Annotated in this window: 8 protein-coding genes; 6 read left to right on the top strand and 2 right to left on the bottom strand. The window is 61.1% G+C overall.

Annotated features, from left to right (window positions below; translation table 11 throughout):
* Window positions 1-11 precede the first annotated feature (11 nt).
* Window positions 12-1,715, top strand: coding sequence for an AMP-binding protein (locus ACU688_RS15315; RefSeq protein WP_448185423.1), 1,704 nt, complete (start codon window positions 12-14; stop codon window positions 1,713-1,715).
* Window positions 1,716-1,849: 134 nt separating this feature from the next.
* On the opposite strand, the gene ACU688_RS15310 is transcribed toward ACU688_RS15315, so the two are convergent.
* The gene (locus ACU688_RS15310) at window positions 1,850-2,965 is read right to left on the bottom strand and encodes a Gfo/Idh/MocA family protein (protein WP_448185422.1); all 1,116 of its coding nucleotides are present in this window, start codon (window positions 2,963-2,965) and stop codon (window positions 1,850-1,852) included.
* A gap of 309 nt (window positions 2,966-3,274) precedes the next feature.
* Between ACU688_RS15310 and ACU688_RS15305 the strand changes: the two genes are divergently transcribed.
* Both ACU688_RS15305 and ACU688_RS15300 read left to right on the top strand, forming a co-directional pair.
* Window positions 3,275-4,312, top strand: a complete 1,038-nt coding sequence (locus tag ACU688_RS15305) for a WD40/YVTN/BNR-like repeat-containing protein (protein WP_448185593.1) — start codon at window positions 3,275-3,277, stop codon at window positions 4,310-4,312.
* 18 nt (window positions 4,313-4,330) lie between these two features.
* On the top strand, window positions 4,331-6,706 hold the full coding sequence (locus tag ACU688_RS15300) for an efflux RND transporter permease subunit (protein ID WP_017739140.1): 2,376 nt from the start codon (window positions 4,331-4,333) through the stop codon (window positions 6,704-6,706).
* A gap of 69 nt (window positions 6,707-6,775) precedes the next feature.
* Here the strand turns inward: ACU688_RS15300 and ACU688_RS15295 are convergent, their stop codons facing one another.
* Window positions 6,776-11,761 carry a dermonecrotic toxin domain-containing protein gene (locus ACU688_RS15295; protein ID WP_448185421.1) on the bottom strand — a complete coding sequence of 1,662 codons (4,986 nt, stop codon included), beginning with the start codon at window positions 11,759-11,761 and terminating at the stop codon, window positions 6,776-6,778.
* Between the two features lie 76 nt (window positions 11,762-11,837).
* On the opposite strand from ACU688_RS15295, the gene ACU688_RS15290 reads away from it, so the two are divergent.
* Genes ACU688_RS15290 through ACU688_RS15280 form a run of 3 tightly spaced genes read left to right on the top strand, consistent with a single transcriptional unit; the run spans window position 11,838 to window position 13,460 of the window.
* Window positions 11,838-12,002, top strand: a complete 165-nt coding sequence (locus ACU688_RS15290) for a hypothetical protein (protein ID WP_448185420.1) — start codon at window positions 11,838-11,840, stop codon at window positions 12,000-12,002.
* Window positions 12,003-12,007: 5 nt separating this feature from the next.
* Window positions 12,008-12,298: a DUF5629 family protein gene (locus ACU688_RS15285; protein ID WP_448185419.1), complete on the top strand. Its 291-nt coding sequence runs from the start codon at window positions 12,008-12,010 to the stop codon at window positions 12,296-12,298.
* A complete protein-coding gene (locus tag ACU688_RS15280; protein WP_448185418.1) occupies window positions 12,285-13,460 on the top strand; it encodes a lactonase family protein in 1,176 nt (391 codons plus the stop codon). The genes ACU688_RS15285 and ACU688_RS15280 overlap by 14 nt, the downstream gene beginning before the upstream one ends.
* Window positions 13,461-13,480: the final 20 nt, after the last annotated feature.

The raw sequence follows: 13,480 nt of genomic DNA, 5'->3' as shown, positions 1-13,480 counted from the left end.
AGGAAACTGCCATGAGCACTGTAAGCCTGGAACAAACCGAACGGATCTGGTTGGACGCTTACCTGCCGGGCGTGCCGGCGGACATCGACGCGGGCATTGAGGCTTACCCGTCGCTGCGCGAAGTGTTCCTGGAGCACCTGGAAAAATTCCGTGAGCGTGTCGCCTACGTCAGTATCGGCACGGAAATGACCTACGCCGACTGGGAAGTCCAGGGCTTCGCGTTTGCCGCGTGGCTACAGGGCCAGGGGGTGAAAAAGGGCGACCGCGTGGCGCTGATGATGCCCAACTGCTTGCAGTACCCGATCTGCCTGTTGGGCACGATCCTGGCCGGCGCGGTGGTGGTCAATGTCAACCCGCTGTACACCTCCCATGAACTCAAGCATTTGCTCAAGGACAGCGAAGCCGAAACCGTGGTGATCTTCGAGAACTTCGCCCACACCCTGGAAAAAGTCATCGCCGGCAGCAGCGTCAAGCGCGTGGTGATCGCGGCCATTGGCGACCTGCTCGGCACCTTCAAGGGCGCGGCGATGAATTTCATCCTGCGCACCGTGCAAAAGCAGGTGCCTGCGTTCAAGCTGCCGGGGGCGTTGCGGTTCAACCAGGCGCTCAAGCAAGGGCGTGGCCTGAACCACTTTCCGGTGGTCATGCAACTCGATGACCTGGCGTTCCTGCAATACACCGGCGGCACTACGGGGGATGCCAAGGGCGTGATGCTCAGCCACCGCAATATCATCGCCAACCTGCTGCAAGCCAAGGCCTGGGTCGGCGACCAACTGGACCAGGACAAGCAGGAAACCAACGTCACCTTGCTGCCGCTGTACCACATCTTTTCCCTGACGGTGAATTGCCTGATGTTCATGTGCCTGGGTGGGCGCAATATCCTGATCGCCAACCCACGGGACGTGAAGCGGGTGCAGATGATCCTGCGCAAGGAGCGCTTCAACGGCATCGCCGGGGTCAACACCTTGTTTAATGGCTTGCTGGAGAACAAGGAGTTTTGTGCGCGGGACTTTTCTGACCTGCGCATGGTGATCGCTGGGGGCATGGCGACACACACGGCGGTGGCCAAGCGTTGGCAGGAAGTCACCGGGCTCCCCATTATCGAGGGTTACGGCCTGACTGAGTGCTCGCCGGTGGTGAGCATCAGCCCGATCAATATTGCGCGCATGCGTGAGATGGAGTTTACCGGCAGCATTGGCGTGCCGTTGCCGTCCACTTGGGTGCGGTTTATTCGTGAAGATGGCGAGTTGGCCGAGATTGGCGAGCAGGGCGAACTGCAAGTGCGCGGGCCGCAGGTGATGCAGGGCTACTGGAAGCGCCCGGATGCAACGGCCGAGGTGCTGGATGCCGAGGGGTGGCTGTCGACCGGCGATATCGGGGTGATGGACGCGCGCGGGTTTATCCGCCTGGTGGACCGCAAGAAGGACATGATCCTGGTCTCGGGATTCAACGTGTACCCCAATGAAATCGAAGACGTGGTGGCACTGCACCCTGGCGTGGGCGAGGTGGCGGCCATCGGCGTGGAAGACCCGGTGACGGGCGAGAAGGTGAAGATCATCGTGGTACGCAAGGACCCGAACCTGACGCAGGAGCAGATTCTTGCGCACTGCCGGGAGTACCTGACGGGGTACAAGGTGCCCAGGTATGTGGAGTTTCGGACGACGGAATTGCCCAAGACTACCGTGGGCAAAGTGCTGCGCCGGGCGTTGCGCTGATCATTGAAGGTGTTCACACATCTAAAGGTGGGAGCTGGCTTGCCTGCGATGGCGGTCTATCAGTTGAGGCATATGCTGACTGACACACCGCCATCGCGGGCAAGCCCGCTCCCACAGGGGATCATCGTTGGGTTTTAAACGGTGCTCACTTTGACCCAGCGTTCTTCGCTGGCGGCAATGCGAATCGCCGTCGCCAACTGTTCAACCGCCCATGCCGCTTCAAAGTCGGTGCCATCCGCACCCTGGCCAGCCACGGCCATGATCAGTTCCTGCACTTCCAACGTCTTCAACTCGTTGTACCCCAGCTGATGCCCCGCCGCCGGGCTGAACGCCGCGTAGCCGGGCAGGGAAGGGCCGGCCAGCAAACGCTGGAACCCGTCCTGGCCAACGCGGCACAGTTGCAGTTCATTCAAACGCTCCTGATCGAAGGCCAACGTGCCTTGGGTCCCGCTGATCTCGAAACTCAGGTGGTTCTTGTAGCCGTGCTTGAGCCAACTGCTGCTGACCGTGCCGCGTGCGCCGTTGGCAAAGCGCAGCAGCGCGTGTACCTGGTCATCCACGGCGATGGCTTTGTGTTCGCTGCTGCCTTTGATGGCAGGACGCTGGGCATGCACGGTCTGGGTGTCGGCGCACACGCTGGCTACATCACCCACCAGATAACGCGCCATCGACAGCAAGTGGCTGCCCAGGTCGGCCAGGGCGCCACCGGCATGTTCCACTTCGCAGCGCCACGACCAGGGTGAGGTCGGGTCGGCCATGAAGTCTTCGCTGAACTCGCCCTGGAAGCTGATGATCTCGCCCAGGTCGCCCCGGGCTATCATCTGCTTGGCCAGTGCGATCATCGGGTTGTGCTGGTAGTTGTAGCCCACTCGCGTCACCACGCCGGCAGCACTGGCTGCACGGCGCATGGCGTCAGCCTGTTCGAGGCTCACGGCCAGGGGTTTCTCGCAGTACACCGCCTTGCCGGCCGCGATGGCGGCCATGGCCATGGGGTAGTGCAAGTGGTTGGGGGTGGTGATGGCCACGACATCGACATTGGGGTCGTTGATCAACGCTTGCCAGTCGCCATGGGCCTGGGCAAAGCCCCAATCCTTGGCGCAGCGTTGTGCGCGTTCGGTATCGGCGTCGGCCAGGGCGGCCAGCTTGAGGTGTACCGGCAGTTCAAATACCGCGCGGGCGTTATTGAACGCCAAGGCATGGGCGCGGCCCATGAAGCCTGTGCCGATCAAGCCGATTCCGAGTTCACGCATAGCCGTGGTCCTTTGCATTATTGTTGTCAGAGGCGCTATTAATGGAATAAAAATTCTCTAATTTCAATAGATGGAATAAAAATTCATCAGTGCGCCGGCAATCACTCTGGCGAATACAGCTATATTCAGCCCGTGGCCAAATGCCGCCAGTTAACAAAAGATAACGTAGCGCCGATTGTCAGACGATTCGAAAGCCCGATAGGATGGCCCCTGCTTCCTCCAGGCGCTCTAGATTGCAGGTTTCAGAGCCCGGGAAGGCGAGATGACCTAACAATAATAAATGGGAGAAGGTCTATGAGTGAGCCTGTCATGGGTTGGGTTGTTTGCCGCCCACGCGCCGCACGCAGGGTTGCGTTGCTGGCCACAGCGCTCTCGCTGTTTGGGGCCGTCGCGTTGCCGACCGTCGCCCAAGCCGCTGGCGATACCCCCGCCGCGGCGGTGTTTGCAATTGAATCGCCCAAGGCCGCCAAAGGCCTGATGATCGACGTGGTGCACGCCGGCAAGCGCCTGGTGGCGGTCGGTGATCGCGGGCATATCCTCTATTCCGATGACCAGGGCGCGACCTGGACGCAAGCCAAAGTCCCCACCCGGCAGTTGCTCACGGCGGTGTTTTTCGTCGATGACAAACACGGCTGGGCCGTCGGCCATGATGCGCAAATCCTCGCCAGCACCGACGGCGGCGCCACCTGGACCCAGCAGTACCAAGACCTCAAGCGCGAATCGCCGCTGCTCGACATCTGGTTCAACAACGCCAACCACGGCCTGGCCGTGGGTGCGTACGGTGCGCTGATCGAAACCACCGACGGCGGCAACACCTGGGCCGATGTCAGCGACCGCCTCGACAACGAAGACCAGTTCCACCTCAACGCCATCGCCTTTATCAAGGATGCCGGCCTGTTTATTGTTGGCGAGCAGGGCAGCATGTTCCGCTCCAGCGACGACGGCCAGACCTGGGAAAAACTCGAAGGCCCCTACGAGGGCTCGCTGTTTGGCGTGATCAGCACCGCGCAGCCGCAAACCCTGTTGGCCTACGGTTTGCGCGGCAACCTGTATCGCTCCACGGATTTTGGTAGCACCTGGGAGCAGGTCGAGCTCAAGGCCGCGCGGGGCGCGCTGGAGTTTGGCTTATCCGGCGCGACATTGCTGGATGACGGTTCCATCGTGGTCGTCGGCAATGGCGGCAGTGTGGTGGTCAGCCATGACGACGGGGCGACCTTCAGCGTCTTCAACCGCCCGGACCGGATTTCACTCTCGGCGGTGACGGCGGCAGGCAATGGCAACTTGATCCTCGCGGGGCAGGGTGGTGTGCGTGTCGCCACTGTTGCCGGCGCAGAGCTCTCAAAATAATAAGAAGGCGGGGATTCAATGAGCAGTCATCACAACGATAAAGCGACCTTTCTTGAGCGCCTGATCTTCAACAACCGCCCGGCAGTCATCGTGATCTGCCTGTTGGTGAGCATTTTCCTGTTCTGGCAGGCGACGTTGATTCGCCCGTCCACCAGCTTTGAAAAGATGATCCCCCTCAAGCACCCCTTCATCGAGAAGATGATGGAGCACCGCAACGACCTGGCGAACCTGGGCAACACGGTGCGGATCTCGGTGGAGGCTAAAGACGGCGACATTTTTACGAAGGAGTACATGGAGACCCTGCGCCAGATCAACGACGAGGTGTTCTACATCTCCGGCGTCGATCGTTCGGGCCTCAAGTCGCTGTGGAGCCCCAGCGTACGCTGGACCGAAGTGACCGAAGAAGGCTTTGCCGGCGGTGAAGTGATCCCGCAGAGCTACAACGGCTCGCCGGAAAGCCTCGATCAACTGCGCAACAACGTGCTCAAGTCCGGCCAGGTCGGGCGCTTGGTGTCCAACGATTTCAAGTCGAGCATCGTTGATATCCCGTTGCTGGAGGCCTACCCGGACCCTCAGGACCAGGGCAAGTTGCTGGCCCTGGACTACCGCAAGTTCTCCCATGAACTCGAAGACAAAATCCGTGACAAGTTCGAAGCACAGAACCCCAACGTCAAGATCCACATTGTCGGTTTCGCCAAGAAGGTCGGTGACCTGATCGATGGCCTGGTGATGGTGGTGATGTTCTTCGGCATCGCGTTCGTCATTACCCTGATCCTGCTGCTGTGGTTCACCAACTGCCTGCGCAGCACCATCGCCGTATTGAGCACCACGCTGGTGGCGGTGATCTGGCAGCTGGGCCTGATGCACTTTTTCGGCTTTGGCCTCGACCCGTATTCGATGCTGGTACCGTTCCTGATCTTTGCCATCGGTATTTCCCACGGTGTGCAGAAGATCAACGGGATCGCCCTGCAATCCAGCGAGGCGGACAACGCGTTGACGGCGGCGCGCCGTACGTTCCGCCAACTGTTCCTGCCGGGGATGATCGCGATTCTGGCGGATGCGGTGGGCTTTATTACGCTGCTGATCATCGATATTGGCGTGATCCGCGAACTGGCCATCGGTGCGTCCATCGGTGTGGCGGTGATCGTGTTCACCAACCTGATCCTGCTGCCGGTGGCGATTTCCTACGTCGGTATCAGCAAGCGCGCCATCGCCAAAAGCAAGAAAGACGCCAATCGTGAACACTCGTTCTGGCGCTTGCTGTCGAACTTTGCCAGCCCGAAAGTCGCACCGATCTCCATCGCCCTGGCCCTGGTCGCCTTTGGCGGCGGCCTCTGGTACAGCCAGAACCTGAAGATCGGCGACCTCGATCAGGGCGCACCGGAACTGCGCCCCGATTCGCGCTACAACAAAGACAACAACTTCATCATCAGCAACTATTCCACCAGCTCCGATGTGTTGGTGGTGATGGTCAAGACCGCTGCCGAAGGTTGCTCGCGCTATGAAGCGATGGCGCCCATCGACCAGTTGATGTGGAAGATGCAGAACACCGAGGGCGTGCAGTCGGCGATCTCGTTGGTCACCGTGTCCAAGCAGATGATCAAGGGCATGAACGAAGGCAACCTGAAATGGGAAACCCTGTCGCGCAACCCTGATGTATTGAACAGCTCGATCTCCCGTGCCGATGGCCTGTACAACAACAATTGTTCCCTGGCGCCGGTGCTGGTGTTCCTCAACGACCACAAGGCCGAAACCCTCGATCGCGCTGTGCATGCGGTGCAGGAATTTGCCAAGGAGAACAACAAGGACGGCCTGGAATTCATCCTCGCCGCCGGTAACGCCGGGATTGAAGCAGCGACCAACGAGGTGATCAAGGAGTCGGAACTGACCATTCTGATCCTGGTGTACCTGTGCGTGGCGACCATGTGCATGATCACCTTCCGCTCGTGGGCAGCGACCCTGTGCATCGTGTTGCCGCTGGTGCTGACGTCGGTATTGGGCAACGCGTTGATGGCGTTCATGGGCATCGGCGTCAAGGTCGCGACTTTGCCGGTGGTGGCCCTGGGTGTGGGGATTGGCGTGGATTACGGCATCTATATCTACAGCCGCCTGGAAAGCTTCCTGCGTGCCGGTTTGCCACTGCAAGAGGCGTATTACCAGACGCTCAAGTCCACCGGTAAAGCGGTGCTGTTCACCGGCTTGTGCCTGGCGATCGGCGTGTGTACCTGGATCTTCTCGGCGATCAAGTTCCAGGCCGACATGGGCCTGATGCTGACCTTCATGTTGCTGTGGAATATGTTCGGTGCGCTGTGGCTGTTGCCGGCACTGGCGCGGTTCCTGATCAAGCCCGAGAAGCTGGCGGGGCAGAAGGGCAACTCGTTGTTTGCCCACTGAGGCAAGAAAAGGCGGGTTGACTGAAACACAGCGGGGGAAGCCAAGGGGCTTCCCCCGCTGCGTTTCAGGTCACAGTTTCAGGAACAGTTTCTCGTCCAGTGGCGGCTTGATTTTGGCGCGCACGATGCTGTCGATGCGCTTGTCATCCTTTCCGGCCTGGGCCACCAGGTCCTTTTGCGTGAGGTAGCGTTGCTCGGGCAACTTGAGGTGCGCGACGCTGTAGTCTGCACGCGGGGTGTCCAGGGTCGGGTAATGGAAGTGCGCATACCAGAGAACGGTCGGGCTGTTTTTCTCCCGCACGGCGTATTCGGTGAGGAAGTCCTTGCCCTTGAGGGGCTTGCCCCGGGCAACCAGGCCGATATCGACACGCCCGTGCAGCCACAGGTAGTCGATGTTTTCCGGGCGGGGTGCCTGGCGCAGGTAACCGTCGCAGCGATGCATGATTGCGCGTTGGCGCATGTCGTTGGCGGCGCTACGCCATTGCGCGAGTAAGGGCGCCGTTTCACGGTTGTCGCCATGGCTGGCCTCGGCCTGCTGAGCGATGCGATCAAGGTTCCGGGCCTGGTTTTCCAGCATGTCGCTCCAGTCGCTGGGGTTGATGCTTTCACGGCGGGCGGGGTCATCCAGCTTCTTTTTCTGGTACTGGATGCTGCTTTCGATCTCGGCCTGCCCATCCATCAGCTTTTGCGCGTCGCTGGTGTAGGTTGCGAGCGGCTTGACCACCGCCGCGGGTGCTGGTGCCGGCCTGACCGGTTCATTGCGCACTATCTGCACCCATTCGCCCTCGGTGGCGTGCCAGCTGTAGCTGCTGACCGGCTGACCGGTCCGTGGGTTGAGCACGTCGATAATCTGCCCGTCCTGGCCAGGGGCGGTCGGTCGCAACGTGCCGACCAGGGTTTGTTTGTCGCGGGTCTTGAACACTTTTTTGTTTTGCGACCTGCGTGGGCGGTCATTACGCGTCATCACGGTCGGCGCGAGGTGTTGTTCTTCGCGGATCAGGTCGGCCAATTCTGCTTGTGCCTCGGATATCACCTGGCTGAGGGCTTCGGCGAATCGGTCCTTGTAAAACTCTCTGAGACGCTTGGAGCCCATATCCTGCAGCGCCTGGAAGTTGCTCAGTTCGGCCTTGTATTGGTCAATCAGGCTGCTGAGCACGGCAATGCGCTCGTCCGCCGTGTAGCCCTCATGCTCTTGCAACTCGATGTGGGAGGTCGCGATGCTGTTGAGGTCGGCACGGTTGAACCGCTCAACCAGGTAGTGTTCTTGCGGCGATTCGTTGAGGGTGCTGCGATCAATGCTGAGCTCGCGCAAGGTGCTCATGCGCTCCAAACGGGCATACAGCGCCTGGTGTTCCGGCGGTTGTTCGGTGCTCTTGATAAACGCTTCGGCCTGTTTCTTGCCGTAGGTCGAGTCGTTTTTCCACTCGTCCAGCAGTTTGGAGTAGGCCTCGGACACGCGTATGAGGTGATCGATGTTTTCGACGCGTTCACCCAGGTCTTGAATCATCTGCCCATAGGCGCCCGGTGCATTGATGCGGGTTCTTTCGATGAGATCACTCAGCGGTTCTCCAGTGCTGGCATGGGTGAGTTCCTCGCCGAGGTAGAGGTAGTCACTGGTGAGCGAACGCAGGGGTTCGGCGATTTCACGGTATTCCTCGGAGCGCTTTTCCTTGAAAACGTTGAAGTCCATGGCGGGTGTTTCGGGTGTCAGCGCCTTGATGGCGTTTTTGCGCTGGTGGTGAAGTTGCTCCAGTTGCTGCTCGTAAAAACTGAACCGTGTGCGTTGTAACGCACGCAGTTGCATGTTGCGGTTCAGCTCTGCCTGGTATCGGTCGTTGAATTCAGCGCCACGTTCGCTGTTGTTGGCCAAGCCCCACAGGGTCTGCAACTTTTTGTTGGACTGGTGCAAGGACCGTTCGGTCTCGACCAGATGATCATCGGCGGTTTGCGCGGCAACGGCGATGGGCTGTGCTGCGACCATTTCATCCGCATACTTGGCCAGCATGGCGTTGGTCACCTCGACATTCTTGTCTACGGTGGCTTTCACTCGGGCGCCGGAACGGGGCATGCCGCCTTTCAGTTTTGGGCGCGTATCAAATTGCCAATGACCTTGGCTATCGAGGGTCAACGGTGGCCCGGTACGGGCCTTGTCCTGCTCATCGATGACAAACAGGCCGTCGAGATCCCTAGCCACCCGGTACCAGTGGTTGTCGATGTGGGCGTGCAGTTTGTCTTCGAGAGAGTACAAGCCTTTCAACGGGCCGCTGGCGATGGGCGTCGTGTGCCCGGCGGGTGCGGGCACGCTGAAGCTTTGAATATGCGCACGCTGGGTCGGGCTGAGTGTGTTCGGGCTGGAAAAGGCAAAGTCGAAGGGCCCTGAAACGGCCGCAAGCGAGGAACTGGCAGTTTCCTGGCGCAGGGTTGCGGGACGACCGATGCCGGCCTCGTTGTCGCGACGCAGGGGCACGCTGACTTCCGGGCGCTCGGCAAAAGGGATAGCGCCGAGGTCGCGCGGCTTGACCCCGCTTGCCGTGGTATGGCTCAACAATGTCGCCACATTCACCAGCAGATCCACCATGGCAGCAGCGGGGTCGGGGTTGGCGGTATCACTGGCTTGCTGGATATCGTTTTCCACGCTGGCCAGTTGCACCAACCAGCCGGCCATGGCACCGGGGCCCTGCAATACCGGCAACAGCGTATTGAACAGCAGCCAGCCCAGCTCTTTATGGGACGCCCAACGGCTCTCGGCGTCGGAGGTGGATTGGTTCTTGGCGAGATTGACCAGGCTGTGGGCGTTGGCGTTGAACAGGTGCTTCATCAAGTCGCCACGGTTCAAGTCATGCGCCAGCGTGGTGGCCGCGCTGTAGCCGTCGGTGGCCAGTGTGGTCGGCTTTGGTGTCTCGGGGGCATCGAATTCGTTGAACACGCTGTAGTGGGCGATGTGCGGCGTATGAAAACCGCCGTTGCCATACACCGCGCGGGCCTTGGCGTCCGGCAGCCAGGCGAGGATGCTTTGTTGCAAGTCACCGGGCTGTTGGATCGCCGCCAGCAAGGCCGTGCGGTTGGCAAATTCCTGCAGAGGAGGCGCGAGCTGGGGCCGGTAGAGGATGTGCGGGCCTTTGCCGACGTCCTTCGGTTCGATCAGGAACATGTTTTCGACCACATCGGGTGTTGCCCCAGGTTTGCGCAGGAACGCCAGCGGGCGCACGGTTATGTCCACGCCGTCAACCTGTCGGCTGCCGGCGCCTGGGCGGGTCACGGTTTCGACAAACCGCACGCCTTGCGCGCTAAGGCCGGCCTGACCCTTGAGCTTGAGCTCTGTGGCCTGCATGGCAAGCTGGATGGGTACTTGCTCGATGAACAACGCCAGGCGTTCCCGGGATTGTGCGGTGTCGCCCAACAGGTGCTGTTGGAGCAAGGCGGGATAGTGCTTGCCGATATCGACGTCGCTGATCAGGTCCTTGAGCTGTTGGGCCAACTGCGGATCTTTGACCGGCTCGCCGCGCAGACGAATGTCCATGTCGCCCTTGGGCAGTCCGGCGAGGTTCTCCAGGGCCATCTGCACCAGGCTCATCTTGACCGGCTCGATATAGCCGCCGGCAAGGGTGCCGACCGCTACCTTGAAGGTTATTTCCAGGTCCTTCGCACGATAGCCCTTGGCTGCCAGCCCGGCGTCGAGTTGTTGCTCGGCATAGGTGCGGATATCCGGTATGTCCGTGAGGAATGTACGCCCGTGATTGCGCTGCACGCTGCTGGCCAGGGCCAGGGTACGGCGCTGATAGGCAAAGCGTTCGGCCTCGCTGGCGTGGGTGAGCCAGGCCGGCATGTTGCGGGCCATGGGCTCAAGCGTGGCGGCAGGGCTCAGGGCGCCGTTGAACGACGGGGCTGTGGCGCTGGCCTGGGCAAACAGCTGCTCCAGGGCCTCGACGCTGCTGCTGGCCGGCAGTTGGATGGCCTCCAGGTTTTGCAGTTGCCCATTGAGGAGTAGGGCAGCCTGGGTTTCAAACACCGAGTCCTTGAGTTCCACCCGCGTCCAATCCAGGCGGTCGAACGTAAACCGTTCGCCGAGCTGGCGCGACCATGCGCTGGCAAACGCTTCCAGGGAGTCATAGGGCGTGACCACGCCGGCTGCGGATGTGTGAAGGATGACCTGGCGGCCGTCGACTTCGCCGGTGATCAGCAGGTCCGGGCTGAGGACCTGGGCAGTGGTATCGCCTCGGTTCAAGGTGGAATTCAGCGCGTACACCTTCGCCGTTGAGGCACCGAGTGCGCTTGCGCGTTCAGTGGCATCGGGGTAACGCGTGACTTGATCCAGGGTCTGGCGTTGCGCAGCGTCCAGGCCGGGTTGCTGGAGCCCGGCGATGCGCAGGGTGTTGTGCAGGGTGTCGCCGAGCCAGGACCAATGACTGCTGCGTTCGCCGGCGTTGGCAGTTGGGGCAAAGGCATCCTGCCTCCAATAGGCGCTCAGCGCGTCGGCAAATGCGCCTTTCACGTTGGGGCGCAGGGCACGTATGGCGAGTTCCACCGCTTGCCTATCCAGCGGCAGTGTCGGCTGGTTGGCGGCATCCTTGACGCTGAGGAAGGTGTAGTGCGTGGTGTCGATCCACTTGCAGGGCGCGCCGAAGCGGTCGGAGAAATCCAGCTCGGCCCCCGTTGCCAGGTGTTCAAGGGCCAGGTCCAGCAAGGGCGTCAGTGCATATTGCGTTGCGCCGGCCTGGCTTGGGACGGCCAGGGATGTGTTGGCGATATCGATATTCAAGGTGGGGTGCTGGGTCTTGAGGGCTTCGGCGAGCATCGCGGCGACCACTGAGCGCAGGCTTGGGCGGCTGGCGAAATGCGTGGCAACCTGGCTTTCGAGCGTGGCGGCCGCCCCTGGCTGGGGCGACGGGCTCAACTGTCGCTGGAGGCTGGTGGGCGCCGTACTCATGCGGGGCACAGGCACGCGTCGGGTGCCGGGCGCTTTGTCCTCGGCGGCGGAGGGCGTCACGGCGGGCGGCGGTGAATCGACGGGCAGGGTGAGGGTGTAAGTGTTGGACGTGTTTCTTACCGATAGCATGCAAGCGCTTCCTTTGCTTGTGGGACAAAACGTATGCCGGGAAAAATACCTGTGCAGCCGCCCGCCGATATCGGCAATGCGTTATCAACTGTTTCGCGGCGTGCCGGTGATCACGCCGTACGCCGTGATTGGCGCGGGCTCGGCCTGTCTGTTTCGGCGTGTTTGTCGCTGCCCGCCCATCGAAAGCGGCGCTCCACCGCCGTTGCTGGGCTATCATTGGCGCTTTCCCGTAGATGATTGACTGCCATGACTGCCGACACCCTGACCACCGTCCTTGCCACCAGCGACATGCTTGAAATCGATGGGCTGCACGCGTTCGACTTCAGCCTTGATGCCCAGAAATTGCTGATCACCGCCATGGACGGCCGTGCTGAAAAACGCTGGAGTTTCAGCCTGGAACAGGTGCAGGCCGCGACGTTTGACGAGGCCCTGCAAAGCTGGACCCTCGTCGGCGATTCGGGCGAGCATCGCCTGATCTGCCTGAGCGCGTTCACCGGCAACAATGACGACGAGGACGACACCGATGATGTTGCGTAAATTCTGGCCCCTGCTGATGGCGGGCAGCGTGGGTGCGATGTCGGTGCAGGCCGCGCCGGCCGACACCTATGAACTGTTGGTGGGCAGCTACACCGCTGGCACCAGCGAAGGCATCTACCGCCTGCAGTTCGACAGCCGCACCGGCAAGTTCCAAGGCCCGCCGGTATTGGCCGCCAAGGCTGCCAACCCATCGTGGCTGACCGTTTCCAAGGATCAGAAACAGCTGTTTGTAGTGAATGAGAACGGCCCGGGGCAGAAAGATCCGGTCGGGCGCGTGAGCAGCTACAGCATTGCCCCCGGCGATCATCAACTGACCCTGATCAACCAGGTGCAAAGCCTTGGCAACGAGCCGACGCACTCCAGCCTGTCCGCCGATGGCCGTTATCTGTTGGTCGCCAACTATTCTGTCCTGGAAGATCCGGGCGGTAGCCTGGCGATCCTGCCGGTGGATGCCAGCGGCAAGCTGTCGCCTCCGGTGCAGTTGAGCGGGCACCCGGCCAGCCGCGTGAACCCGGAGCGCCAGGCGTCCAACCATGTGCATTCGGTGGTGTCGTCGCCGGATGGCAAGTACGTGTTTGTGCAGGACCTGGGTGCAGACAAAGTGTTTGTCTACCGCTACGCGCCCGAGGCCAACCACGAGCTGCCGCTGACCCCGGCAAACCCAGCGTCGGTGCAGTTGCCACCGGGCAGCGGCCCACGGCATTTGCTGTTCAGCGCCGATGGCAAGCACGCCTGGCTGACCACCGAGATGAGCGCCCAGGTTGCGGTGTTCGATTACCACGACGGCACGCTCAGCCAGACCCAACTGGTGGATTTCGCCGCTGGCCAGCCGGTGTCTGACAAGGCTGGCGCTGCGCTGCACGTGTCCAGCGATGGCAAGTTCCTGTATGTGAGCAACCGTGGCACGGCGAATCAGTTGCTGGTGTTCAGTATCGATCCGGCCACCGCGCACCTCAAGGAGCTGCAACGCCGCTCCGTGGAGGGCGACCACCCGCGGGAGTTCAGCCTGGACCCGAGCGGCAAGTTCTTGCTGATCGCCAACCAGAAAAGCAACGAAATCGTGGTGCTCGAACGAGACCCTAAGACCGGCCTGCTCGGCAAAACCGTGCAAAAAATGCCGATCGATGCGCCTAGTGATTTGAAATTCCTGGTGCGTCAATAAGCCACAGGCCCCGCACTGCG

It is taken from the genome of Pseudomonas acericola (SeqCode) (assembly GCF_053456465.1).
Note: the sequence above shows the minus strand (reverse complement) of the source record. Positions and strands in the feature narration are given on the sequence as shown.